23 protein-coding genes are annotated in these 24,210 nt (G+C 56.8%); 5 read left to right on the top strand and 18 right to left on the bottom strand.

The genetic code is table 11. The features are described 5' to 3' along the window. Positions 1 to 38 precede the first annotated feature (38 nt). A complete protein-coding gene (locus ACWB12_RS03320) occupies positions 39 to 380 on the top strand; it encodes a DUF427 domain-containing protein (RefSeq protein WP_479528641.1) in 342 nt (113 codons plus the stop codon). A gap of 3 nt (positions 381 to 383) precedes the next feature. On the opposite strand, the gene ACWB12_RS03315 is transcribed toward ACWB12_RS03320, so the two are convergent. Together ACWB12_RS03315 and ACWB12_RS03310 are read right to left on the bottom strand one after the other, a co-directional pair. Next, complete coding sequence (locus ACWB12_RS03315) at positions 384 to 1,013, bottom strand: CDGSH iron-sulfur domain-containing protein (RefSeq protein WP_479528640.1); 630 nt, start codon at positions 1,011 to 1,013, stop codon at positions 384 to 386. A 75-nt stretch (positions 1,014 to 1,088) separates the two neighbouring features. Next, positions 1,089 to 1,442: a winged helix-turn-helix transcriptional regulator gene (locus tag ACWB12_RS03310; protein ID WP_479528639.1), complete on the bottom strand. Its 354-nt coding sequence runs from the start codon at positions 1,440 to 1,442 to the stop codon at positions 1,089 to 1,091. Between the two features lie 112 nt (positions 1,443 to 1,554). Between ACWB12_RS03310 and ACWB12_RS03305 the strand changes: the two genes are divergently transcribed. Next, positions 1,555 to 1,959 (top strand): MAPEG family protein, encoded by a 405-nt coding sequence (locus ACWB12_RS03305; protein ID WP_479528638.1) that lies wholly within the window; start codon positions 1,555 to 1,557, stop codon positions 1,957 to 1,959. A 12-nt stretch (positions 1,960 to 1,971) separates the two neighbouring features. Here ACWB12_RS03305 and ACWB12_RS03300 read toward each other — a convergent pair whose 3' ends face one another. Further along, the gene (locus tag ACWB12_RS03300; protein ID WP_479528689.1) at positions 1,972 to 3,636 is read right to left on the bottom strand and encodes a chloride channel protein; all 1,665 of its coding nucleotides are present in this window, start codon (positions 3,634 to 3,636) and stop codon (positions 1,972 to 1,974) included. Positions 3,637 to 3,741: 105 nt separating this feature from the next. Between ACWB12_RS03300 and ACWB12_RS03295 the strand changes: the two genes are divergently transcribed. Both ACWB12_RS03295 and ACWB12_RS03290 read left to right on the top strand, forming a co-directional pair. Then, positions 3,742 to 5,115, top strand: coding sequence for an FAD-binding oxidoreductase (locus ACWB12_RS03295; RefSeq protein WP_479528637.1), 1,374 nt, complete (start codon positions 3,742 to 3,744; stop codon positions 5,113 to 5,115). Positions 5,116 to 5,335: 220 nt separating this feature from the next. Further along, entirely contained in the window at positions 5,336 to 7,093 is a 1,758-nt protein-coding gene (locus ACWB12_RS03290; protein WP_479528636.1) for a helix-turn-helix transcriptional regulator, read from the top strand. Positions 7,094 to 7,346: 253 nt separating this feature from the next. Here the strand turns inward: ACWB12_RS03290 and recN are convergent, their stop codons facing one another. The 15 genes from recN to ftsW all read right to left on the bottom strand — a co-directional run bounded on the left by recN (position 7,347) and on the right by ftsW (position 22,750). Further along, a complete protein-coding gene (recN, locus tag ACWB12_RS03285) occupies positions 7,347 to 8,999 on the bottom strand; it encodes a DNA repair protein RecN (RefSeq protein ID WP_479528635.1) in 1,653 nt (550 codons plus the stop codon). A gap of 22 nt (positions 9,000 to 9,021) precedes the next feature. Then, positions 9,022 to 9,870, bottom strand: coding sequence for an outer membrane protein assembly factor BamD (locus tag ACWB12_RS03280; protein WP_479528634.1), 849 nt, complete (start codon positions 9,868 to 9,870; stop codon positions 9,022 to 9,024). A gap of 127 nt (positions 9,871 to 9,997) precedes the next feature. Further along, positions 9,998 to 10,921 (bottom strand): UDP-3-O-acyl-N-acetylglucosamine deacetylase, encoded by a 924-nt coding sequence (gene lpxC, locus ACWB12_RS03275; protein WP_479528633.1) that lies wholly within the window; start codon positions 10,919 to 10,921, stop codon positions 9,998 to 10,000. 225 nt (positions 10,922 to 11,146) lie between these two features. Then, entirely contained in the window at positions 11,147 to 12,718 is a 1,572-nt protein-coding gene (ftsZ, locus tag ACWB12_RS03270; RefSeq protein WP_479528632.1) for a cell division protein FtsZ, read from the bottom strand. 179 nt (positions 12,719 to 12,897) lie between these two features. Continuing rightward, entirely contained in the window at positions 12,898 to 14,232 is a 1,335-nt protein-coding gene (ftsA, locus tag ACWB12_RS03265) for a cell division protein FtsA (RefSeq protein WP_479528631.1), read from the bottom strand. Between the two features lie 13 nt (positions 14,233 to 14,245). Beyond that, on the bottom strand, positions 14,246 to 15,118 hold the full coding sequence (locus tag ACWB12_RS03260; protein ID WP_479528630.1) for a cell division protein FtsQ/DivIB: 873 nt from the start codon (positions 15,116 to 15,118) through the stop codon (positions 14,246 to 14,248). Further along, positions 15,106 to 16,020: a D-alanine--D-alanine ligase gene (locus ACWB12_RS03255; RefSeq protein ID WP_479528629.1), complete on the bottom strand. Its 915-nt coding sequence runs from the start codon at positions 16,018 to 16,020 to the stop codon at positions 15,106 to 15,108. Before ACWB12_RS03255 ends, ACWB12_RS03260 begins: the two co-directional genes overlap by 13 nt. A 72-nt stretch (positions 16,021 to 16,092) precedes the next feature. After that, positions 16,093 to 17,022: a UDP-N-acetylmuramate dehydrogenase gene (gene murB, locus ACWB12_RS03250; RefSeq protein WP_479528628.1), complete on the bottom strand. Its 930-nt coding sequence runs from the start codon at positions 17,020 to 17,022 to the stop codon at positions 16,093 to 16,095. Between the two features lies 1 nt (position 17,023). After that, complete coding sequence (locus ACWB12_RS03245; protein WP_479528627.1) at positions 17,024 to 17,314, bottom strand: hypothetical protein; 291 nt, start codon at positions 17,312 to 17,314, stop codon at positions 17,024 to 17,026. 71 nt (positions 17,315 to 17,385) lie between these two features. After that, positions 17,386 to 17,643 carry a DUF2484 family protein gene (locus ACWB12_RS03240; protein WP_479528626.1) on the bottom strand — a complete coding sequence of 86 codons (258 nt, stop codon included), beginning with the start codon at positions 17,641 to 17,643 and terminating at the stop codon, positions 17,386 to 17,388. Further along, a complete protein-coding gene (locus ACWB12_RS03235; RefSeq protein WP_479528625.1) occupies positions 17,640 to 17,891 on the bottom strand; it encodes a DUF2484 family protein in 252 nt (83 codons plus the stop codon). The genes ACWB12_RS03240 and ACWB12_RS03235 overlap by 4 nt, the downstream gene beginning before the upstream one ends. After that, the gene (locus tag ACWB12_RS03230) at positions 17,888 to 19,075 is read right to left on the bottom strand and encodes an APC family permease (protein ID WP_479528624.1); all 1,188 of its coding nucleotides are present in this window, start codon (positions 19,073 to 19,075) and stop codon (positions 17,888 to 17,890) included. The genes ACWB12_RS03235 and ACWB12_RS03230 overlap by 4 nt, the downstream gene beginning before the upstream one ends. A gap of 4 nt (positions 19,076 to 19,079) precedes the next feature. Then, complete coding sequence (murC, locus tag ACWB12_RS03225) at positions 19,080 to 20,480, bottom strand: UDP-N-acetylmuramate--L-alanine ligase (RefSeq protein ID WP_479528623.1); 1,401 nt, start codon at positions 20,478 to 20,480, stop codon at positions 19,080 to 19,082. Continuing rightward, the gene (murG, locus tag ACWB12_RS03220) at positions 20,477 to 21,580 is read right to left on the bottom strand and encodes an undecaprenyldiphospho-muramoylpentapeptide beta-N-acetylglucosaminyltransferase (protein WP_479528622.1); all 1,104 of its coding nucleotides are present in this window, start codon (positions 21,578 to 21,580) and stop codon (positions 20,477 to 20,479) included. Before murG ends, murC begins: the two co-directional genes overlap by 4 nt. Positions 21,581 to 21,583: 3 nt before the next feature. Then, on the bottom strand, positions 21,584 to 22,750 hold the full coding sequence (ftsW, locus tag ACWB12_RS03215; protein ID WP_479528621.1) for a putative lipid II flippase FtsW: 1,167 nt from the start codon (positions 22,748 to 22,750) through the stop codon (positions 21,584 to 21,586). Positions 22,751 to 22,887: 137 nt separating this feature from the next. Between ftsW and ACWB12_RS03210 the strand changes: the two genes are divergently transcribed. Further along, positions 22,888 to 24,072 carry a BaiN/RdsA family NAD(P)/FAD-dependent oxidoreductase gene (locus ACWB12_RS03210; RefSeq protein WP_479528620.1) on the top strand — a complete coding sequence of 395 codons (1,185 nt, stop codon included), beginning with the start codon at positions 22,888 to 22,890 and terminating at the stop codon, positions 24,070 to 24,072. Positions 24,073 to 24,210: the final 138 nt, after the last annotated feature.

Below are 24,210 nucleotides of genomic sequence, written 5' to 3'. Positions count from 1 at the left end.
TAGGGTCGCGCTTCACCATAACAAAAAGGGGCGCGCACATGTCAGAACATATCAAAATCCACAAGGCTGACGGGAAATGGGTTGTGCGGGCTGGCGGGGCCATACTGGGCGAATCCACCAATGCGCTGGAATTGAGCGAGGGCGACTATGCGCCAGTGATCTATTTCCCGCGCAAGGATATTGCGATGGCGTTTCTGGACACAAGCGACCATTCCAGCCATTGCCCACACAAAGGCGATGCCAGCTATTTCTCGATCCAGACCAAAAGCACAGTTCTAGAAAACGCGGTGTGGTCATATGAGGCCCCGATCGGGTCCGTCACGCGGATCAAAAGCTATCTGGCATTTGATCCGGCGCTTGTTACCATCGAGGAACTGTAGGGCTTAGTCCTCGGACCACCCTTCATCCGCATGGGTGCCATCGCAAAACGGTTTGTTTTTCGACAGACCGCAACGGCACAGCACATATTCGCGCGCGGTTTGGCCATCGGCCCAATAGTCGACTTCGATTGGCACATTTTTCACCCTGAACGGGCCGTTGGTCTCGACCGAAATCTCGACCTCGTCGCTATATAGCGCATCGCGGGCGCTATCTGCCGTGCTGTAACTAAGGGCACCTGACGGGCAAGCGGCGACAACCGTTTTGATCTGCTCCAGCGTGCCCTCGTCCGGTGCGCACCATGGTTTGTTTTTCGGGTTAAAGATGTTGCCGGCGTGTTTCACGCATTCACCCGCGTGCGAGCACAGCAATTTGTTGTAATGAATCGTCGCGGCGCTCCCCTCGTAGGTATAAACCTTATCGCGGTCACTGACATCCTGTGCGCTGCCATCAAAGCCCACGTCATTGTGCGAACCGTCACAGTAAGGTTTGTTTTTGGAATGGCCGCAACGGCACAGGGCGATCAACGGTTTGGCCTCAGCAACCGAACCATCGGGCATTTTGAAGGTCTTCAGGTGTTTCACAATCAACGGGCCGTTTTCGCGCGCGACTACAATCGGGGTATCATCTGACATGTGCATCTCCAGTGCTGTTTTGGTCTTTGTATTATAGCCTAGCGGGTATTGCCCTGAAGCGATAGGGCGCAGCGGTCATGGAATGTCGCCCTTCGGTTTGGTTGGTAAAATCAGGTTATCCATCCCCCAGTCATGCATATCCATCAGCAGACCCGATAGGGATTTGCCCATATCCGTCAGGCTATATTCAACCTTTGGTGGCACCACAGCGTAAACCTTGCGCCGGATCAACCCGTCTGCTTCTAGCTGGCGCAACTGGTTGGTCAGGGTGCGCTGGGTGATCTTGCACATCATCCGTTGTAATTCGCCAAACCGTTTGGTGCCCTCGTTCAACCGGAACAGGATCACGCCTTTCCACTTGCCGCCCATAATATCCAGCGTTGCCTCGACTGGGCATTCTATCGGGTCTTCGTGCTTTTGCTTACGCATGCGCTTTCTCTCCTTAGTACAGAATACGACACTATATGCAATATTACTGCGTAGTTTACTTAATTCTCCTTTGGTGCAAATTGCAATCCTAACTGATCACAGGAGCAGAAAAATGACCCCGCTATCCACTGAACTATACTGGCTAACCATCACCACGGTTTTCACCTCGATGCTGTGGGCACCGCACATCCTGCAGCGCATTCTGGAAATGAAACCCTACGCCGCCTTTCGCGACCCGCGCCACGATGTGGCGACACAAGCCCCTTGGGCACAGCGTAGTATCCGCGCCCACACAAACGCGGTTGAAAACCTGATTATCTTTGGCGTGCTGGTTCTAGTGCTGGAAATTACAGGGGCGGCGAACGGTCTGACCGCCACTGCGGCTAAACTGTATTTCATCTCGCGGGTTGTCCATTTTGCAGTCTACACCTTCGGAGTGCCGTGGCTGCGGACCCCAGTTTACCTGTTCGGGTTTGGCTGCCAGATGGCGATTGCTTGGACGGTGCTAGGAGGCTGAACCTGCGATCCGTCAGGAATGCTCTTCCGCAGCTGTTGCTGCCAAGGCGCGGTTGTAGGCTCGCAGTGCATCCACCTGAAACAGGGCGCCCCACAGTTCGGGTGCTTCACCCTCGCCGCCCAAGGTGACCACGGGAATAAATGTGCGGGCGGTGCTGTCAAACAGCGGCATCGCCTGTTCCAGCGTGGCATTGCCATCAATGTAAATCCCCTGCCCGATCAACTCCCAACAGCTGTCCTCATTGGCGGCGCCGTCCGTATCTTTGGCCCGCATGGTGGTCGCAACGCGGCACATCGACAGCAGATAGGCCTGCGGGCCTGCAGCCAGATGGACATTGCGCCGCTCCAGCAGGGTCAGGAAAAACGACCTGTCCACAATGCGGCTGGCCAGCGCTGTTGATAGCGACACGGCGACCATCACCGCAAGGCCGGTTTGCCAATCACCGGTCAGCTCGAACACAATCAGCGTGGTGGAAATAGGTGCACCCAGCACCGCCGCCGCAACCGCGCCCATGCCCGCCAGCGCATAGATGGTTTCGGATCCCGACACATTGGGCAATATCGCGGTGGCAATCAGCCCGAACGCCAGCCCCGTCAGCGCCCCGACCATCAAGGATGGTGAAAAGATGCCGCCGCCCATGCGCCCCGCCATGGTGATCGACACCGCAACCACCTTAAGCACTGCAAACACCATCGCCTGATACAGCAACAAATCACCCGTTAATGCCCGCGAGGTGGTTTCGTATCCAACCCCGATGATATGCGGAAACGCGATGGCCAGTGCGCCCAGCATCGCGCCTGCAACAGCAGGGCGCAACCAGCGTGGCATGCGGGTTTTATCCTGCACATAGTCGCCCAGATCATCGGCCCAGAACACCGCTTTCATCAGCAACACCGCCACCAGACCACAAAGCAGACCAAGGATCACAAAGGCAGGCAGTTCAACATAAAACGCCAATCCACCCTCGACCGGCAAGGTAAATTCGGTGACATTGCCCAGATGGGTGCGGCTGATCACCGTGCCCGCGACAGATGCAATCACAATCGGCGCAAAGGCGTGGACCGCAAAATGGCGCAACACCACTTCGAGCGCGAACAACGCACCGGCTATGGGCGCGTTGAACGATACCGACACTGCAGCTGCCACAGCACAACCCAGCAAGTCGCGCCCCGTAATGCCACTGGCATGAATCCGGTTCGACACCCAGCTGGAGATCACCGAGGCCAGATGCACCACCGGCCCCTCACGCCCGCTGGATCCGCCCGATGCCAGCGTGATCATCGAGGCAAATGCCGAAGCGATACCCTCTTTTTGCTCGACCCGCCCCTCGTTCAGGGCTGCCCCCTCGATCACGTCAGCGACGGATCGCACCACACCATCATCGGTGAAACGGTTCAGGATCAGACCCACAGCCAGCCCGCCCGCAATCGGGATCAGCAGGATCCAGTACCAATGCAAGGTTTCGGCGAATGAATGCAGCATGTGTAAATCTTCGGCCCCGTAGAGCCAACCCTGAAGCGCCGTAATCCCCTTACGAAATCCCAGAGCGGCGTAACCCGACGCGATACCAATAGCCAGCGCGATAAACCAGAACTGCACCTGACTGGGACCATGTTTGCGCATCATACGCCATACACGCCCCAAATCATCGCGCCCCTCGCCCAGCTTACGCTTCATCGCTGATTTCGCAGCATTCATCCGTTATGTCCCGCTTTACCAATCCGGCCTTTCACAGCCCGCCCGCATCGCCTAATCTGCACCCAGCAACTATGAAGGCCCAGTATGACCATCCCATCCGCAATTGCAGCACTCACATCCTTCCTAGGCGATCGTCTAAGCCTATCCAAGCCTGATCTGGAAGCGCACGGTGCATCCGAAACGCATTTCGCCCCCGCCCCGCCCGATGCGGTGGCCTATCCGGTTGATACTGCCGAGGTCGCGCGGATCGTGAAAACCTGTGCCGATCACGACTGTCCGGTGATCCCGTATGGCGCCGGAACCGCGCTTGAGGGGCACACATTGGCGGTTCGCGGTGGCGTGACCATTGACATGGGCCGGATGGCGGCAGTGCTGGCGATCAACCCCGAGGATATGGACGTGGTGGTGCAACCAGGCCTGACGCGCGAGGCGTTGAACACTGAATTGCGTGCAACGGGGCTGTTCTTTCCGGTGGACCCAGGGGCCAATGCGTCGCTGGGCGGCATGGCCAGCACACGGGCCAGCGGCACCACGGCGGTGCGGTATGGCACCATGCGTGACAATGTATTGGCGCTCGAGGTGGTGCTGGCGGACGGACGGATTATTCGCACCGGCAGCCGCGCCCGCAAATCATCCGCCGGCTATGATCTGACGGCGCTGTTTGTCGGGGCCGAGGGCACGCTGGGGGTGATCACCGAGCTGACGTTACGCCTGCAAGGCCAGCCCGAGGCGGTATCCTCGGCGGTTTGTTCGTTCGACGATATTGGCGACGCGGTAAATGCGGTGATCGCCACCATCCAGATGGGTATCCCGATGGCACGGATTGAATTTATCGACGAGGACACCACCCGCGCCTGCAACGCCTATTCCGGTGCCGACATGCCGGAAGTTCCGCATCTGATGGTGGAATTCCACGGATCAGACGCGGGGGTGGCCGAGCAGGCAACGCGGTTTGGTGAAATCATCGAGGAAATGGGCGGCACGGGGTTCAAGTGGTCCTCAAAAGCCGAAGAACGCACAGCCCTGTGGGACATGCGCCACAAGGCGTATTACGCCTGTCTGGCCTTGCGCAAAGGTGCCGTAGCGCTGGTGACCGATGTTTGCGTGCCAATTTCGCGCCTTGCCGAAGCGGTCGAGGCCAGCCGCGCCGATATTGCCGCCAGCGGCATCCCCGGCCCGATACTGGGGCATGTTGGCGATGGCAATTACCACGCTATTTTGCTGGTGGAACCGGACAACGCAGCCGAAATGGAAACCGCCAAGGCGCTATCAAACCGCATGGTTGAACGGGCCCTTGCGATGGGTGGAACCGCCACAGGCGAGCACGGAATCGGCATGGGGAAACTGGACTATATGCGTGATGAGCATGGCGATGGCTGGGCCGTAATGGGCAAAATCAAGCGGGCGCTAGACCCCAAAAACACGCTTAATCCCGCTAAGGTTGTTGAAATAAACTGATGTTTGGTAAAAAGGCTGCCCGTCTGGTAAAAAACACTGTGTTTCTGGCTTGATCACTGGACCTGATCCAGAAATCGGTTACCATCGCATCAGGAAACACTAAATATTTTACAGAAATAACTTTCCCCTATTTTTAAGAGGTGTGCCATTCAGGGCTGTTTCCGGCATGGTTTTGTAGCAACGGTAGGTGTTTGGGGAAGCAACAGATAGCGTAAAAAGCATGTCAGTAGACCAAGACAAGTTAAACTCGGAAACGTCACCCGAGGTGCGCGACGAGGTGATTGACCGCCTCTATGAGGTCGCAATGGATCCGTCGCGATACGAGGACTTGCTGGACCATTGGGAAAGCATGATCCGCCCTTTGCGTGAAGGGGCCAACGGCACATTGGTCAATCTCGATCTGGACGCCGAATACGCAAGCCACTTTAGCCGCGCTGACAAGTTCCTCGAGAAACTGGAGGATAGTTCGGAGCAGGTAAACCACTTGTCACATGTGGACAAAGCCGCTGCATTCCTGATCGGGCGGGATTTACGCCTGATAGATGTGAACAAAGCTGCCCAATCCGTTTTCAGCGTGCAAACCGACAACAAGCTGTCGGATTTACCAATAGAGGCCGATGATCTGCGGGCGCTGGAAAACCAGACTGCCGCCATGCTGATGAGCAACCGCGATGCGCCTGCCATTTTGCGGGTCCGTTTACTGGATTCACAGCGGTTGATTATCTTTCAACTGCAAACACTGCAACCCGATGGTGCGCCGCCGCTGGTGGTTGCCATATCATCCGAAGTCAGCTGGCCCGACGGGTTTGACGGGGTGCTGAACGCGGCTTTTTCGCTGACCAATGCCGAAGTTGACATCGTGCGCGCCCTGACCGAATGCCACAGCTTGCGCGAGATCGCTGAAGCGCGGGAACGCTCAATAGATACAGTCAGGGCACAGCTAAAATCGGTGCTGGGTAAAACCGAAACCCGTTCGCAAACCGAACTGGTGCGTCTTGCCCTCTCGATGATGGATATCACCAGTTATACCGAGGATATAGCCTCAGAAATTCAGGCCCAGAGCATTGGCACAAAAGACCTTGTTTCGCGCCCTTTCCATGCGATTACCCTGCGGGACGGGCGCAAAATGGAATATCTAATATTGGGGAATCAGGACGGAAAACCCCTTGTTTTCATGCCGCAGGACTATGGTCTTGTGCGCTGGCCTGCATCAGCCGAGGCCGAAGCCGCGCGACGCGGGATGAAGATAATTGTGCCGATCCGCCCCGGATTTGGCAACTCTACCCCGCTGCCCAAAAAGGTGCCGCCAAGCGAAATTGTGGCTGATGATCTGAATGAATTGCTGACACATCTAAAGGTCGAAAAGTTTCCGGTTGTTACCTTGGGCGCCGATCCCTTTCACGCCCTGCATTTTCACCATAAATACCCCGACCGCATAACCGCGATCATCGCCTGTGGCGGTTCTTTTCCGCTGGAAAATTCGGCCCAATACGAACGTATGGCAAAATGGCACCGCTTCATTCTGGCCAGCGCCCGCTACACCCCGCACCTTATGCCGTTCATGGTCAAGGCCGGATTTTCACTGGCGCGCAAGTTGGGTAAGCGCAAATTCGTTCACGCGGTGTTTGGCACCTCGCCCGCCGACGTTGCCACATTTGAAAACCCCGAAGTCTATGAGGCCATGGTTTGTGGATCTGAAGTATGCCTGTCTGAAACCCACAGCGCCCATAACGCATTCGCCGCCGAAGTGTTGGTGCAGGAACGCAATGACTGGACATATTTAATTGACGCCGCCCGCGACACCGTGCCGTTCTATTGCTTGAGTGGATTGCAAGACCCGCAGGTGCCCAAAGAAACCCTACGTGAATTTCAAGCGAAACATACGTGGATCCATTTTACCGATTTCGAGGATTGCGGCCAGTTGGTATTTTTCAAGAAATGGTCCGAAATCATCCTCCTGATCGAGAAATATTTATAAAAATTAGCTGCTTACCCCATATGGGGTATGACGACTCAGCCCGTTCCGGTGCAATATTGTTCTATTGAAGAACGGTAAACAGGTTACTCGCTGCAAACCCGTAACACTTTTTAAGGATTTCGCATTCCCCTTCCGGGATGAAAGTTCGACAATTCATATTTTCCGGATTACCGGGATTCTGGGCGGCTGTTGGGTGGCAATGACACATTATATTCAGTGTTAAACATCACGGGGTCGCCTTGAATTTTTTTACTTACTCTTGATTTAACAATGACTTGGCAGCTTCTCGCGCCACATCCGTCACCGTATCCCCCGACAACATCCGCGCGATTTCATCAATACGCTCGCCGCTGTCCAAATGCACCACACCCGATATTGTCTGGCCTTTAACCACCCGTTTTTCCACCCGCCAATGATGCGCCCCTTTGGCCGCGACTTGTGGTGAATGGGTGACGACCAATACCTGCGCGTCACTGGCCAAATCCGCCAGACGGCGGCCAACTGCATCGGCCGTGGCCCCGCCAACCCCGCGGTCGATTTCATCAAATATCATCGTCACGCCGGTGGTATCGCGGGTCAAACAGACCTTGAGCGCCAGCAAAAACCGCGACAACTCGCCGCCGGATGCAATTTTATTCAGCGGCCCCGAAGGCGCACCGGGGTTGGTGGCAACAGTGAAAACCACCGCGTCTTGGCCGCTCGGACCGGCATCGGTTGCGGTGATTTCGGTAGTGAAAACCGCGCGTTCCATTTTCAACGGGGCCAGTTCGCCCGCCATCGCCTTGTCCAGCGCACGCGCCGCTTTTTGGCGCTTGGCGGTCAGTTTTTCGGCCTTGTCAGCGTATATCGCTTCTTGTTTGGCCAATGCCGTGCGCAGGTCGGCGACATCGCCCTCGCCCTGATCCAGCGCGGTTATTTTGGCCCGTAACCCGTTGGCAAAATCGCCCAGATCATCGGGCTGCACTTCATGTTTTCGGGCCAATGCGCGGATCGCAAACAGGCGTTCCTCGGCGTGTTCCAAATCAGACGGATTAAACGAAAGGGCGGCCAGTGCCGCATCAACCCCCTGCTGCGCTTCGCCCAACGCATCCTGCGCGCGCGCCAATGCCTCAACCGGTGCTATCAGCCGTCCGTCCGCATGATCCCCCACCCCGTCCAGCCAACGGGTCGCGTCATTGATCAGCCCCTCGGCCCCCTCGTATCCAAGCGCCTTACTGGCCTTGTCGATGTCCTCGCGGATGCGTTCGGCCCCCTGCATCAGACGGCGTGAGGCGTCCAATGCGGCCTCTTCTTGTGGCTGTGGGTCCAGCGCGTCCAATTCGGCCACCGCATGGCGCAGGAACTCTTCCTCGGCTTTGACCGCCGCCAGATCCTCCTCGGCTTGGGTCAGGGATTTGCGGGCCTCGGCCACATTGCGCCATTGACGACGCAACGAAGTTATATCTTTGGAAAGGTTGGCAAATTCATCCAATAACGCCATGTGCCCACGCGGATTCAGCAGCCCGCGATCATCAAACTGGCCGTGCAGTTCAACCAACGTTTCCGACAGCGCCCGCAGCACCTCGCCTGACACCCGTCGGTCATTGACCCATGCGGTTTTACGCCCCTCGGTGGTGTTGATCCGGCGCAAGATCAACTCGCCCTCAAACGGTATCCCCGCCTTATGCAGCACCGCATGCGCCGCGTGGTCATCCGCCAGATCGAACGATGCTATCACCTCGCCCTGCGCGGCACCACTGCGCACCAGTTCGGCCCGCCCGCGCCAGCCCAGCACAAACCACAGTGAATCCAGTAAAATAGATTTCCCTGCCCCTGTTTCTCCTGTCAGCACGTTCAAACTAGGCTGAAACGCAAGCTCCAGCCGGTCAATAATAAGAATGTCCCGAATATCGAGGCTTCTGAGCATGCGTCCCCCAAGTTACGCCCGATCAGAGCCATTCGCCCTTGATCATTTGACGGTAAACTTTGGCCAACCAATTATTGCCTCGCGATTTTGGCTCTAGGCCACGACTAGTCAGCAATTGAAAACTGTCCTGATACCATTCGGTCGATTTGAAGTTATGCCCAAGGATCGCGCCAGCCGTCTGCGCCTCGCTATCCAGCCCCAACGACAAATACGCCTCGACCAGACGATGCAGCGCCTCGGCGGTGTGTGATGTGGTCTGGAATTGCTCGACCACCACGCGGAATCGGTTGATCGACGCCGAGAAATTGCCGCGCTTCAGGTAGTAACGGCCAATTTCCATTTCCTTGGCAGCCAGATGATCAAACGCCAGATCAAATTTCAAAATGGACGACCGTGCATATTCGCTTTCGGGGTAGCGTTCGATCACTGTACGCAACGCCTGAAGCGCTTGAAAGGTCAGCCCTTGATCACGGCCCACATCATCAATCTGGTCGTAATAGGATATCGCCAACAGGTATTGTGCATAGGCCGCATCTTCGTCAGCTGGGTAAAAGTCGATGAAACGTTGCGCAGTAGTGCGGCTGTTTTCATAGTCCTTATCCTTGTGATAGGAAAAGGCCTGCATAATCAACGCCCGTTTGGCCCATTCCGAATAAGGATACAGGCGCTCGACCTCGCCAAACAGCCTTGTTGCCTCGGTCGCTTTACGGCTGGTTTCCAGTTCAAATTCGGCCTGTTTGAATATTTCTTCGGCGCTAAAAGATTCGATTGGTTTTTCTTTGTTGCGCCCACTTTGACCGGAACAGCCAGCTGTGATGGCCAATGCAGCCACCATACCAATCATTACTAAGCGTGCTTTGCCGCGTGCCATTGCCCGACTACCCCGTCATATGCCTGTGCGGATTGATACCACAATCCATCGTGCTTCGCCCCTATCTAGCACAGAAAAATCCTGTGCAAAACGTCTTAACGACGCTTTTTTCACAGGTTCGCCCCGTTTATGCGATGATTGGCAAATCCTTGCGGTGAACATCAACACCAGGCAGGCGCGACGCCATTGATTCATTACAGGTAACCATGCGATATGCGCCCGGTGTTGCAAACAGTTCGCGCAACAATTTGTTGGTCAGCGCGTGACCGGCGCGGTGACCAGTATAACGCGCCAGCAAAGGGGCACCCGCCAGCGCCAGATCGCCTAAAGCATCCAGCATTTTATGGCGCACGGCCTCGTCATCGTGGCGCAAACCACCTGGGGACAACACGCTGTCGCTGTCAACAACAACAGCGTTTTCCATTGTGCCACCTAAGGCAAGTCCGGCGTCCCGCATCGTTTCAACGTCTTTTTCCAAACAGAATGTGCGGCTATCGGACAATTCGCGCACGAATGCGCCGTTGGCCATGTTCAGTGTTTTATTCTGACGGCCAATCACTTCGGACTGGTCGGCAAAATCGATGTGGAAATCAATGTGCAGGTTTTCGGCAGGTTCCAGACGCGCAGTGGCCTGACCGATGGACACCTCGATCGGCATCAAAACCTCAATAGCGCGCACCGGTGCATCCAGCCGTTGCAGACCCGCGGCGACAATCGCCTTAACAAACTGGGCTGAGCTGCCGTCCAAAACCGGAACTTCGGGGCCATCAATTTCGATCAGGGCGTTTTGCACACCACATCCTGAAAGGGCCGCCATGATATGTTCAATTGTCGAAACCGACGCACCGGATGCGTTGGAGATTTTAGTACACAAACGGGAATCGCTGACCGCGTCCCAGCGGGCGGGGATCAGCGCGTCACCCGTCAGATCGGTGCGGCGAAACCAGATGCCGTATTGGGCAGACGCCGGATGCACGGTCATGCGCACGGTTTTACCCGTGTGCAGGCCGATGCCTGAAAAACCAACTGAATTTTTTATCGTCGTTTGCAAATTCTACCCCGTAAGGAATCGCCGGACATTACAGCTGTTCCGACTCATTTGAGGTAATTGCTACTGGCCCGTATCACAACACACTCTTTGTAACGGACTGAAACATCTTTGTAACGGTTGCGCGGGGACCTGCCGGAAACGGAAAAGCAGGTTTTTAACCCATTGTTATCAAAAGAAAAGGGCCCGCAAACTTGCAGGCCCTTCCCGTAATAAAGTGAGATGTGATCAGTTCGCTTGACGCCGCAGGAACGCCGGAATTTCGATCTGTTCCTGTTCCGGGTCAACTTCATCATCCGTCGCATGGCTTTGAACCGGCGGGTTTTGCACCCGTGGTGCGGCTGGCTCATCACCATGACCTGTCATCCGGTTAATCAGCGAATTGATCCCGAAGCGCGGCTTCTCAGCGGCGGCACTGGCCTCTGGTTCGGCTGCTGTTTCTGTCGGGGAACTGCCGATTGCAGCGTGCAAGCGGGCCATTGCCTCGGGCGTAGGGGTGCCGGCTGCTGGTGGGCGCGGGGCGACAAATTGCGACACCTCGACCTCTACTGCTTCAATGCTTTCAGGTTGCGCCTGAAACTCTGTCATTTCAGGGCGATACGCTGGCGGCGGCAGATCATCGGCGCCTGTGTCCAAAATGTCTTCGCCCTGCTCTTGTGCGGTGGTTTGCACATTGTCAAAGAACGAAGGCTCGGATGGTTCGCGCGCTGCTGCCACCTCTTTAGGCATCTCCAGATCATCCTCGATTTCGACAGCTACGGTTTCGGCTGCTACGGATGCGGTCAGCGGTTCGGCCAAAGTGCGGCGCGGCACTGGCATGTCTGTATCCACTTCGACTGCATCAATGCCGGTGGCAACCACAGACACACGCATCACACCGTCCATCGCCGTATCCAGAGTGGAGCCAACGATGATGTTTGCCTCGGGGTCCACTTCTTCGCGGATCCGGTTTGCCGCCTCGTCCAGCTCGAACAATGTCAGGTCATAACCACCCGTGATGTTGATCAAAACACCGTTAGCGCCCTTCAGGCTGATTTCGTCCAGTAGCGGATTAGCGATGGCTTTTTCGGCGGCTTGAACTGCACGATCTTCGCCTTCGCCCTCGCCTGTGCCCATCATAGCTTTGCCCATTTCGTCCATTACGGCGCGAACATCGGCAAAATCTAGATTGATCAGGCCGGGACGCACCATCAGGTCGGTCACGCCTTTAACACCTTGGTAAAGCACATCATCAGCCAGCGAGAATGCTTCGGTAAAAGTGGTTTTTTCATTGGCCAAACGGAACAGGTTCTGGTTCGGGATGATGATCAGCGTGTCAACAACCTTTTGCAGCGCTTCGACGCCGTCCTCGGCTTGTTTCATCCGCTTGCCACCTTCAAACTGAAACGGCTTGGTGACAACACCAACGGTCAGAACACCCAACTCGCGGGCAGCCTGAGCAATGATCGGTGCAGCGCCGGTTCCGGTGCCCCCGCCCATGCCTGCGGTGATGAAACACATATGGGCGCCTGCCAGATGATCAACGATGCCTTCAATGCTTTCCTCGGCTGCGGCGGCCCCCACTGTGGGACGCGCACCAGCACCCAGACCTTCGGTGACTTTGACACCCATCTGGATTTTTGCGGGCGCGTTGCTTTGTTGCAGCGCTTGTGCATCGGTGTTGGCCACAACAAACTCGACCCCGTCGAGCTCTTTTTCGATCATGTTGTTGACAGCGTTACCACCAGCCCCGCCGACCCCAAAAACCGTAATACGCGGTTTCAGGTCTTGTTGCTGGTTCTCCACAAAATTCAATGCCATTTAACTATCCGCCTGTTTGTTGTTCCAAGCCCTTAAAGGAGCTTTTGATTGCCTACTCTTGGCTGATCTTATCCACAGATACAGCACTCGTCACCTAAAAAACGCAATTTAGCCACAAAATATAGGGTGAAACAGCCATTTATCGGCAGTATTTTGCCATGTTCACCATATGTTGCGGTTTACCAGTTGTCCTTGAACCATTTTACGGCGCGTTTTAGCGACCGTGCCGGGTATTTTTCGGATGGAATATCAAAATCCCACCACTCATCTTGAGGATGTGCCGCGTTCATACACAAACCGACGGATGCGGCAAATGCCGGACCTGTTGCCGCCTGTGGCAGGCCTTGAACCCGCATCGGACGACCCAGACGAACCTGTTGGCCCAGAATTTTTGTCGCCAATCCGTCAAGCCCCGGAATTTGGCTACCACCACCCGTCAGCACGATTTGCTGGCTTGGCAGATGCTCGAACCCGGCCGCATCCAGACGGTCGCGAACCTCTTCCAGAATTTCCTCGACGCGAGGGCGCATAATGCCGATCAGCTCGGCCCGCGAAACCGTGCGCCGGTCATGTTCCCAATCACCGGTATCACCACCGACCTCGATCATCTCGCGGTCATCCATGCCGGTGGCAACAACGCCACCATAAAACGTTTTGATCCGCTCGGCTGTGGCCATCGGCACTTGCAACCCTTGCGAAATATCCGAGGTGATGTTGTCACCGCCAAGGCGCACGCTATCACTATAAATCATGTGCTTTTTCATGAAGATCGACAGACCTGTCGCGCCGCCGCCCATATCAATGCAGGCCGCACCCAATTCCTGTTCGTCCTCGACCAGCGCCGAAACACCGGACACATAAGCGGATGACGCCAGCCCCGCGACCTCTAGATCGCAACGTTTGATACAGTGCAGCAAATTGCCAACCACATGGGCGTCCACTGTCAGCAGATGCATATCGGCGGCCAACTGATTGCCGATCTGGCCGCGCGGATCACCCAGACCCGACCGGTGATCCAGCGCAAAATTCACCGGTTGGGCGTGTAGCACTTCGCGCTCGTCGCCGTAATCGGGCACATCACACGCGGCCAGAACACTGGAAACATCGTTTTCTGTGACCACGCTATCATGTAGATCAACCGCGCCCGCCAAACCATACGACCGTGGCCGCGCGCCCGAAAAACAGGCGATCACATGGTCCACCCGCAGGTTGGCCATTTTCTGGGCCGCCTGAATAACCGTGCGCACCGCGCGTTCGGTTTCCTGCATTGCCTCGACTTCGCCAAATCTGACCCCGCGCGAGCGCGTAGTGGCAGCACCAATCACCCGAAAACCGGACTGTCCGGCCATCGAGCCAATCTCGTCGCCGCCACTAAACTGGTCAGGTCCGTCAAACCGCAGCACAAGGCAGGCAATTTTCGAAGTGCCTACATCCAGAATGGCAATCACCCCGCGTTGCATCGCCGCTTTGCGCATGTTGCGCATGGCGCGCTGGGTTGCGTATAATTCACTCATCATCAATACTCCCTCATTTCAAGGCCCTGATCCGCCGCAGCTCTTCTATGGCGCTTTCGGCTATTCGGATCGTGGGTCGCTGTTCGTTTCTCATGTCAATCACTGTTAAATCGCGGGCGAGCATTTCTTGCGCCTTGCTCAGGGCGATCACGCGTTCAAGTGCTGCAATCGGATTTTGTTCGGGCAAAAGGATACGCTGACGACGGTCCAGAACCAGATCCCAGCGCCGCTCACCCATGCGTTCAATCCCGCGCACACGCCCAGCCAACGGGCCGGTTGCAGCAAGAATTTCAAGGGCTTGGGCAACGTGTTCATCCGCACTCTCCCCCGCAATCAACGGCAGGTCAGGACGCTCCATCCGGCTGCCAATCGGGGCCACACGTTGCCCGTCAGCATCCAGCAGGATCACCCCTTCAAAGCTGCGCCAGACCAATGCCGGCGTGCGCTCAACCACGTTGATTTGCAAAACACCGCTGCGCACCTGCACATCGACATTGGCCACAACATCCATTTCGGCGATACTGGCACGCATCGCTTCCAGATCCAGATCAAAGGCGGTCATAGGGAATTGCAGCGGCTGGCTTAGGCGGATTTCCTGTGCCACCGCAACGCTTGCGCCATCTATCGCCATCAGCTTGACCATGAACTCCGGCCGCTCCTCGATTGAACGGCGAACCTCGGCAACCTTCAATTCAAGCGCCTCGCGCCGATCTGCATCAGACAGGATAATCCCGACCGTCGCCATCAGGGCCAGAACCGGTAGGCCAACCCGCAGGAAACGGCGAAAACTCGGGGTAAGCATCAGGCGTTGCATTTTATAGGAAACGCGGCTGGGGGCCGGATCGCGGCGCGGGGGCGCGGTGATCGGTTGGTCTACCTGTTGCATGAGGCGTCCTCCACCATCCAGCGGGTCAGTTCCGCAAAAGAAATACCCACATGCGCGGCCTGTTCAGGTGCCAGCGACGTCGGGGTCATACCGGGCTGGGTGTTGGTTTCCAGCAGGATTAAACCGTCCAACCCGCGGGTTTCATCCCAGCGAAAATCAGTGCGGCTAACACCGCGGCAGCCTAATACCTTATGGGCGCGAAGGGCATAATCCAGACAGGCGTCGGTGATTTCATCCGGCAGGTCCGCTGGCACAACATGACGCGAGCCACCCTCGACGTATTTCGCGTCGTAATCATACCATCCATCGGTCAGAATGTCGGTGACCCCAAGGGCGCGCGCGCCCATCACAGTCGTGGTCAGTTCACGCCCCGGCACGAAGGCCTCGACCATCACGGTGTCGGGCATATCGGGGGATAACTTCGGTGGCCCGTTTGCGCCTTCATGCACCAGATAGATGCCAACAGAGGAGCCTTCATTGTTCGGTTTAACCACATAGGGCGGGGGCATAACATGCGCCGCCTGCACATCCGCCGAGCTGGCGATGACGCTATCGACCACAGGCAGGCCAACCGATTGATAGGCCAGTTTGGCGCGTTCTTTGTCCATCGCCAAAGCCGACGACAGGATGCCCGAATGGGTATAGGGAATGCCCATCCATTCCAGCACCCCCTGCACGCAGCCATCTTCGCCATAGCGGCCATGCAATGCGTTAAAGGCAACATCGGGCTTGATTTCAGACAGACGCGCGCAGAGGTCTGGACCCGCGTCCACCTCAACCACTTCACAGCCTGTTTCCCGCAGGGCAGCGACGCATTCGCGTCCGGATGATAACGACACCTCGCGCTCGCGCGAAGGCCCACCCATTAATACCGCCACTTTCGGGGTTGTCCTGCTCGACATACCCGCCTCGTGTTTTGCCTACAGGGTCTTTTGCGACCCCTTATTATTGGACCATTTGCGGCCCATTTTATCTTATTTTCTGATAACCAGTTCACCGATCCGCATAATTTCCCACTCTAACGTCAAACCACTTGATTTGAAAACCCTTTTTCTGACCTCTTCACCCAGTTTCTCTAGGTCTGCGGCAGTTGCGCCACCGGTGTTGATCATAAAGTTCGGGTGTTTCTCGCTCATTTGTGCCCCGCCAACGGAAAACCCGCGCAAACCCGCGTCATCAATCACCTTCCACGCCTTTAGGTCATGGCTGTCATCCGCCTGCCCTGTCGATGAAAACCCCGCCGGATTTCGGAATGTCGATCCCGCGCTACGATCCTTGGTGGGTTGGGTCGCGTCACGTTTGGCGATTTGGGCATCCATCAGCGCGTTCAATTCATCCGCGTCGCCTTTGGGCGCGTCAAACGTGGCCTCTATGATCACCCAGCCCTCGGGTAGATCGGTCTGACGATATTCAAAGTTCAAATCATCAGCACTCAGAGCGACGATATCGCCTGCCCGCGTGATCGCCTTGGCCGACACGAACACATCCGCCACATAAGAGCCGTAACAGCCCGCATTCATCCGCACAGCCCCACCAATCGCCCCGGGAATGGTGCGCAGGAACGTCAGGTCCAGCCCCTGCGCAGCCGCCTTGCGGGCCACATGCGCATCCAGCGCCGCCACGCCAGCGGTAACACGGGTGCCGTCAATTTCGATGTGATTGAACCCGCGCCCCATGCGGACCACCACGGAACGAATGCCGCCATCGCGCACGATCAGGTTAGATCCCACCCCCATCGGGAAGATTTGCGTGGCAGGATCAAGGGCACGCAGGAATGTCGCCAGATCGTCGACATCGGCAGGTTGAAACAGCGCATCCGCTGGCCCGCCGACACGCAGCCACGTCAGGTCATTCAGCGGACGGTTTTCGGTCAGGGTGCCACGCACAGGGGGGAAATCAACCATACTATTCTTGCCGTTTGTTCGTCTTGTATTTCTTTACTGCAAACCCGACCAACGCGCCAGTGATCGCACCAAACGCGGCACTGCTAATAACGATAAGCTGCAAAGCAACATCTGGGCTATCCTTTGCGGGGAGTGCACCGACAGCCAAAAAGAACAAGGCAAACGGGAATATCAACGTCAGACCGATAAGCACAAAGCCCGAGATACTTTTCCCCAAGAAGAAGAACATGGAGGCGCCAATCAGCATTGGCATTCCGAAAACTATGATCTCTCCGAATGATACGCCGCCCATTTGCTATCTCGCTGTTACAACCGTTAACGCTAGATATCGGCCCAACAGAACGGACTGCAACCCGAAACGCACTAAGGGCTTGTCCGAAAGACCCGTCTTTTCAGCCAACGGCCCAAATAAACCACCGGCCAGCGCAGCATTGATGCCCCTGCAGCAAGAAAGATCATCCCCCAGACAGGTCCGTTTTCATAGGTGACATAACCCAGCAACGGCACCCCGACACCGATCAGGAAATAGGCGCGGGTCCAGTAGTTATCTTTGCTGGGGATCATTGCAGAAATGTTGGCGAGGATAACCCAAAGAAAAGCGAGGATAAGCGAGAGCGTCATGTGGCACCTCTGTTACGGGTTGTCAGGCGGCGCAGCATATAAAATAGCGGGCGACGGAACATGGATATAATGGCAATGGCGGCGGCCAGAACGATCCAGAAATTGTGCTGGTAGCCGAGGAAAGCCATTAGAAACGGGGCGCACATCAGCAATGCGATACCAGGCGTAAACTGGCGGCGCATTGGCAACATCGCAACAAGGGCTGCGGCAACAACCCATAAACAGGCCAGAATGAGCGATAGGGTCATAGTTTCCCTCCGATTGCGGCCGCGAATGCGGCGAGGCAGGCAAACAGCCCGAACCAAGGAACAAATACCGGAACACTGAATGGTGAAGTGGGTGAGCGCCGCTTTAATCCAATCAGTGCTGCGTTCACAATAGCAAAAACCACAAGAAGCGCCATAGTTGTTATTTCTGCCAGTGATGCAACCGGAAGCGTGAGCGCCGAGGCGATGACAACCGCACCGATAAGCACGGTGCCCAAAACCGGTGTGCCAAACCGCGGATGGGCGTGGTGAAAGATGGCGAGGCTGGGGGAGCGCCGCCCTAGGCCAAATAAAACGCGGCTGGCCATAACGATTTGCGCCAACACCCCGTTCAGTGCCGCCGCCACAGCGATCACGGCCAGAAACGCCGCCGATTTTCCAGTCGCGGTTTCCCAAACCAGCGCCAGAGGCTGTTCGCTTATGGTCAGAAATTCCTGCGGCACCGTGCGCACGGCGGCCATTGAAACCAGCATGTATAACAAGGTGGTAATCGCCAGCGAGATCAGGATAGCGCGCGGCATGTTGCGCGTCGGTTCATGGGCCTCTTCGGCCATGTTGACCAGATCGTCAAAACCGATAAAGGCGAAGAACGCGAAGACCGACGCTGCGGCAATGCCGGACCATTGTGGGGGCGGCGGCGATTGCCAATCGGCCACCGGCACCGACCCGAAACCAACCCAGATGATGATCAAGAGGCCGATCACCTCGACCACGGTCAGGATGGCGGCGAAGGTCAGGCTCTCCAACACCCCGATCAGCGCAATCAGGGTCAGGGCGAGACCCAAGCCGATCACCGCGGCCTCGAAGGAAACCGGCACAATCGAGGTCAGATAGCCGACCCCACCGCGCAACACAGCCGCCGACGCCACGGTGCCCGCAATCACGTTGATGGCCCCGACGACCAGCGCCAGCCAGTGCTGGTGCAGGCCGATTTCAACATAGGATGAATCGCCCGCCGCCTCAGGTATTCGGGCCGAAAGTTCCGAGAAGGAGAGCGCGGTTGGTACCGCCACAATGGCGGCTAAAAGAAACGACAATGGTGCCCAGACTCCGGCCTCGCCCGCAGCCACACCGACCAGAACATAGATGCCAGCCCCAACCATGATCCCGACGCCATAGGCGGTCAGCAAACCTAGCCCGAGTTGGCGTTTCAGGGTGTCGGCCATGCGGTTATCCTTTCATGCGGTCCGGTAACGCGTTGGCCCATGCCGAAATGGTCCCTGCCCCGAGGCAGATCACCATATCACCAGGTTTGGCCTCGGCTTTGATCAGCGCCAGCATGGCGTCCTCATTATCAATGGCCGTCGCATAGCGGTGGCCGTGACGGATCAGGCCCGCGACCAGATCATCACGGTTTGCGCCTTCAATCGGGTCTTCGCCCGCCGCAAACACGTTGGAAATGCCGACAATATCAGCATCATTGAAACAGGCGCAGAATTCATCGAACAGGTCGTGCAAGCGCGAGAAACGGTGGGGTTGGTGCATGGCTATCACGCGGCCTTCGGTGGATTGGCGCGCGGCCTTTAGCGCGGCGGCAATTTCAACGGGGTGGTGGGCGTAGTCATCTATAATAGTGACCCCATCCACCACGCCAACGCGGGTAAAGCGCCGGTTCACACCTTTGAAGTTCTCCAAAGCCTCGCGTATTTCATCCAGTTTCATCCCCAGATGTCGCGCGACAGCGACGGCGGCCAAAGCGTTGGAAACATTGTGGTCCCCGGGCATCGGTAGGGTGCAATCCTTGATCACCTTATCCTCGGCGTGCAGTTCAATATCAAAATGCGCGATGCCCTTTTTATAGGTCAGATTGACCGCCCGCACGTCGGCCTGAGCATTAAAACCATAGGTCACCACGCGCCGGTCGGTGATGCGGCCAACCAGTGCCTGTACCTCGGCGTGATCGGTGCAGCAAACGGCCAGACCATAGAATGGAATGTTGGAAACGAAATCATGGAACCCCTCGCGCAGGGCATCAAACGTGCCCCAGTGCTCCATATGTTCAGGGTCAATGTTGGTGACAATCGCAATCGTGGCAGGCAGCCGGTTAAAGGTGCCGTCAGATTCGTCGGCTTCGACCACCATCCACTCACCACCGCCCATTCGCGCGTTCGATCCATAGGCGTGGATGATGCCGCCGTTGATCACGGTCGGATCTAGCCCGCCAGCGTCCAGCAGGGTGGCAACCATCGTGGTGGTGGTGGTTTTGCCGTGGGTTCCGGCAACGGCCACATTGGATTTCAGCCGCATCAGCTCGGCCAGCATTTCGGCGCGGCGAACAACCGGCATACCACGCACCCGTGCCGCATCCAGTTCTGCGTTGCCGGGTTTGATGGCAGACGAAATCACCATCACTTGGGCGTTTTCCAGATTATCGGCGTTTTGGCCCTCGAATATAGTCGCACCCAGACTCTCCAGACGATCCGTTATTTTACTGCGCTTAAGGTCTGATCCCTGCACCTGATAACCGTGGTTCAGCAGCACTTCAGCGATGCCCGACATGCCGATGCCGCCGATACCGACGAAATGGATGGCCCCGACATCAAGCGGGAGTTTGGTTGCGGCTGCGTTCATGTTTTTGGTCCTGTATCAGCGAGGGTTTCAACCATTTCGACCAACCGTTCGGTCGCGTCGGGGCGACCACATGATAATGCGGCCTGCGCCATCTGGTTGGCGGCGGTTGGGTTGTCAAATACGGCAAGGATTTGCGCGGTTAACGTGTCAGCGTCCAGTTGGGATTCGGGGATCAAGATAGCAGCCTGCGCCTCGACCAAACCACGCGCATTGGCGGTTTGGTGATCACCCGTTGCAGCGGCATAAGGGATCAGGATCGACGGGCGGCCAATCACAGCGATGTCGGCAACGGATGAGGCACCGGCGCGGGAAATCACCAATTGCGCCTCGCTCATCCGGCTGGGAACGTTGTTGAAAAACGGCTTTACCTCGGCTGCAATGCCGTGGCTGGCGTAAAAGGTCTCAACGCGTTTTTGGTCCTCTTCGCGGGCCTGATGGGCGACGCGCAGATACCGACGCAAGGCCTCAGGCAGGTTCAAAATCGCTTGGGGCACCACATCGGACAGGATGCGCGCACCTTGGCTGCCACCCATCACCAGCAGTGACATCGGGTAATCACCCGGCGCGATATAGCCTGATCCGGCCCGTTCCAAAATAGCACTGCGCACAGGGTTTCCGGTGAACGTGCCCTCAACGCCCGCAGGCAGGTCGGTGGGCCAAGTCCCACAGGCAATCGCGTTAACCCGCTTGGCAAACAGCCGGTTCACCCGACCCAACACACCGTTTTGTTCGTGCAACATGCGCGGGCGGCGAAGGATCCATGCGGCTGTAACGGCAGGGATCGACGGGTAACCGCCAAAGCCAACAACCATCGCCGGTTTGTCACGCAGCATACGGAATGTGGCACCTATGATACCACCCAACACCCGAAACGGCACCAACAGTTTGGCCAATATCCCGCCACGCGCGAACGTGGCAGATGCAATTTGTTCAACCTGAACCACATGCGGAAAGCCGCCAGTATAGCGCGCACCACGGGCATCGGTTGACAGTTTGACCCGCCAACCCTTGCGCAACATGGCCTCGGCCAGTGCTTGGGCTGGGAACATATGTCCGCCCGTGCCGCCAGCCGCGATAATTAACAGAGGCGCTTTGGCCATTGCCTAATGTCCCCGTCGCGCAAAGTGGTCGTTCACTTCGCCCTGTGGGCGCGTGCGGGTAAAGGCCAGCAACATACCAACCGCAATACCGACCGCAATCAGCGACGATCCACCATAGCTGACAAACGGCAGCGTCATGCCTTTGGCTGGCAGCAGGCGCACAGCCACGCCCATATTGATCATTGCCTGAACGCCGAACATAGAGGCCAGCCCCGTGCCCGCCAACCGGACAAACGGATCACGCTCGTGCATCAGGCGCAGCAGGGACCGTACTGTTATCACTACATAAAGCATGATGATCACCAGAACCAGGATCAGCCCGTATTCTTCGGCAGCAACTGCAACAATGAAATCAGTATGGGCATCGGGCAGCGACCACTTCACTTGACCCTCACCGACCCCGACGCCGAAAAATCCGCCCTCTTGAATCGCGTTGGTCGCGTATCCCATTTGGGTGTTTGGATCGATCTCGGGCGATAGAAAACCGTCAATGCGCCGCGCAAAGTGTTCGGAGTTATTATAGGCAAAGGTGCCGCCAAACACCACCAGCCCCGCCATACCCAGCAACAAAAACAGCGGTGCACCAGCGACGAAATACATCACGCCCCAACCAAACAGAACCAAAGCCGCTTGGCCGAAGTCGGGTTGCATCACCAGAAAACCAACGACGGTGATCGCAATGATAATAGAATACAGCTTGCCCGGCAGCCCGTTGATCTCGTTACTGCCCGACATCAACCATGCGGCCAGAATAACAAAACCCGGTTTCAGGAATTCGGCGGGCTGCAACGAAGCAAAGCCCAGCGAGTACCAGCGCACCGCCCCTTTGCCAAAATCCGTGCCCAAGACCGGCAGCAAGACCAGCGCAACAAAGGCACCCAGAAACCCGAGCACCCCCAGACGGCGCACCAGTGACGGGGCCATCATCGAGGTGACGAACATCACGATCAGTGCCATGCCGCCAAACACCGCTTGGCGTTGCACGTAATGAAAAGCGGAAAATCCGTTCTTTGCAGCCAGTGGCGGCGAGGCCGCCAAGCCTAACAAAATACCAATACTGAACAGCAATAGGATCGAGGTCAAAGACCATTTGTCGATCGTCTGCCACCATCGGGGAAGAATAGGGTCGCTATTGCGAACCGGAATTGCACCATGTGCCATTACCGTCATGGGATACCGCCTTACTGCCTCTGCTCATTCGTCCGTTTGCCGGATCTGGGTGTCATTGTAACGCAAGGACGCGCGCGGCGCTAGTCCCTTGTTCGCAAAGGCTTGCGTCTTTTTGCCGATCGTGTTCATCAAGGGGAATGAACACAGCAATCACCACATATGACACTATCATTCTGGGCGCAGGGGCCGCTGGTATGATGTGTGCTGCGCACGCCGGTGGGCGGGTGTTGCTGGTCGATCAGGCGCGTGCGGTGGGCGAGAAAATCCGCATATCGGGCGGTGGGCGCTGTAATTTCACCAATACGGGCACGGGGCCGGAAAATTTCATCTCGCAAAACCCGCATTTCATGAAATCGGCGCTGAGCCGGTATACCCAATGGGATTTCATTGAAATGGTAGCGCACTACGGCATTGATTATCACGAGAAAACACTGGGGCAGTTGTTTTGTGACGGATCAGCGAAAGAGATCATCACCATGCTGCGAGCTGAAATGGACGGGGCAGAGGTGCGGCTGCGCACGTCGATCAGCAAAGTTTCCAAGGTTGATGCGGGGTTTGAGGTGACGCTGGATACAGGCGAGGTTCTGGCCGCCCGCAATTTCGTGGTGGCCTGCGGTGGCAAGTCGATCCCCAAAATGGGGGCCAGCGGTTTGGGGTATCAGATCGCGCGGCAGTTCGGCCTACCAGTCACCCAAACCCGCGCTGCGCTGGTGCCGCTGACCTTTAGCGACACATTCAAACCGCTGGCCGGTGTGGCTGTGGATGCGCGTGTATCCTGCGGCGGGGCATCGTTTGACGAGGCGGTGTTATTCACCCACCGCGGGTTGTCCGGCCCTGCGATTTTGCAGATTTCATCCTACTGGGTCGAAGGCATGCCGATCACCTTGAACCTGTGGCCTGCGGGCAATTTGCTGGACCGCCTTCGGGCGATGCGCCAGATATCAGGGCGGCGCGACATTACAACTAAACTGGCAGAGTTGTTGCCCAAGCGGCTGGTTAATTATCTGGCCGAGCTACATGACTGGGGCGGCAATCTAGCGGACCATTCAGATGCCGCGTTGATCGACGTGGTGCAGGCGATCACCGCGTGGAAACTGCACCCCGCTGGCACCGAGGGTTATCGCACCGCCGAGGTCACTTTGGGCGGGGTCAACACAGATGCGCTGTCGTCCAAAACCATGCAGGCGTGTGACGTGCCGCGCCTATTTTTTATCGGCGAAGTGGTGGATGTGACCGGTTGGCTGGGCGGGTATAACTTTCAATGGGCGTGGTCATCGGGTTGGGCCGCTGGGGTGGCGATTTCCGGTAACTCACAAGATTAATCGCCAATAATCTTAGGGCCTGTTGACGTTTACCGCAAATGAATGACGGTTGCGACGATTGAAATCATGGCCTTAAAACTATCGTCAGTTTTACATGCACGTAATGCTATCCTTTTGAATTCCTTTATCTTTTGGAAG

It is taken from the genome of Profundibacter sp., assembly GCF_056498605.1.
Note: the sequence above shows the minus strand (reverse complement) of the source record. Positions and strands in the feature narration are given on the sequence as shown.

Excerpts from the sequence above, each read along its gene's own strand:
- ACWB12_RS03320 (WP_479528641.1), top strand. The coding sequence starts at position 39 with ATGTCAGAACATATCAAAATCCACAAGGCTGACGGGAAATGGGTTGTG.
- ACWB12_RS03315 (WP_479528640.1), bottom strand. The coding sequence starts at position 1,013 with ATGTCAGATGATACCCCGATTGTAGTCGCGCGCGAAAACGGCCCGTTG.
- ACWB12_RS03310 (WP_479528639.1), bottom strand. The coding sequence starts at position 1,442 with ATGCGTAAGCAAAAGCACGAAGACCCGATAGAATGCCCAGTCGAGGCA.
- ACWB12_RS03305 (WP_479528638.1), top strand. The coding sequence starts at position 1,555 with ATGACCCCGCTATCCACTGAACTATACTGGCTAACCATCACCACGGTT.
- ACWB12_RS03300 (WP_479528689.1), bottom strand. The coding sequence starts at position 3,636 with ATGAAGCGTAAGCTGGGCGAGGGGCGCGATGATTTGGGGCGTGTATGG.
- ACWB12_RS03295 (WP_479528637.1), top strand. The coding sequence starts at position 3,742 with ATGACCATCCCATCCGCAATTGCAGCACTCACATCCTTCCTAGGCGAT.
- ACWB12_RS03290 (WP_479528636.1), top strand. The coding sequence starts at position 5,336 with ATGTCAGTAGACCAAGACAAGTTAAACTCGGAAACGTCACCCGAGGTG.
- recN (WP_479528635.1), bottom strand. The coding sequence starts at position 8,999 with ATGCTCAGAAGCCTCGATATTCGGGACATTCTTATTATTGACCGGCTG.
- ACWB12_RS03280 (WP_479528634.1), bottom strand. The coding sequence starts at position 9,870 with ATGGCACGCGGCAAAGCACGCTTAGTAATGATTGGTATGGTGGCTGCA.
- ftsZ (WP_479528632.1), bottom strand. The coding sequence starts at position 12,718 with ATGGCATTGAATTTTGTGGAGAACCAGCAACAAGACCTGAAACCGCGT.
- ftsA (WP_479528631.1), bottom strand. The coding sequence starts at position 14,232 with ATGAGTGAATTATACGCAACCCAGCGCGCCATGCGCAACATGCGCAAA.
- ACWB12_RS03260 (WP_479528630.1), bottom strand. The coding sequence starts at position 15,118 with ATGCAACAGGTAGACCAACCGATCACCGCGCCCCCGCGCCGCGATCCG.
- ACWB12_RS03255 (WP_479528629.1), bottom strand. The coding sequence starts at position 16,020 with ATGTCGAGCAGGACAACCCCGAAAGTGGCGGTATTAATGGGTGGGCCT.
- murB (WP_479528628.1), bottom strand. The coding sequence starts at position 17,022 with ATGGTTGATTTCCCCCCTGTGCGTGGCACCCTGACCGAAAACCGTCCG.
- ACWB12_RS03245 (WP_479528627.1), bottom strand. The coding sequence starts at position 17,314 with ATGGGCGGCGTATCATTCGGAGAGATCATAGTTTTCGGAATGCCAATG.
- ACWB12_RS03240 (WP_479528626.1), bottom strand. The coding sequence starts at position 17,643 with ATGACGCTCTCGCTTATCCTCGCTTTTCTTTGGGTTATCCTCGCCAAC.
- ACWB12_RS03235 (WP_479528625.1), bottom strand. The coding sequence starts at position 17,891 with ATGACCCTATCGCTCATTCTGGCCTGTTTATGGGTTGTTGCCGCAGCC.
- ACWB12_RS03230 (WP_479528624.1), bottom strand. The coding sequence starts at position 19,075 with ATGGCCGACACCCTGAAACGCCAACTCGGGCTAGGTTTGCTGACCGCC.
- murC (WP_479528623.1), bottom strand. The coding sequence starts at position 20,480 with ATGAACGCAGCCGCAACCAAACTCCCGCTTGATGTCGGGGCCATCCAT.
- murG (WP_479528622.1), bottom strand. The coding sequence starts at position 21,580 with ATGGCCAAAGCGCCTCTGTTAATTATCGCGGCTGGCGGCACGGGCGGA.
- ftsW (WP_479528621.1), bottom strand. The coding sequence starts at position 22,750 with ATGACGGTAATGGCACATGGTGCAATTCCGGTTCGCAATAGCGACCCT.
- ACWB12_RS03210 (WP_479528620.1), top strand. The coding sequence starts at position 22,888 with ATGAACACAGCAATCACCACATATGACACTATCATTCTGGGCGCAGGG.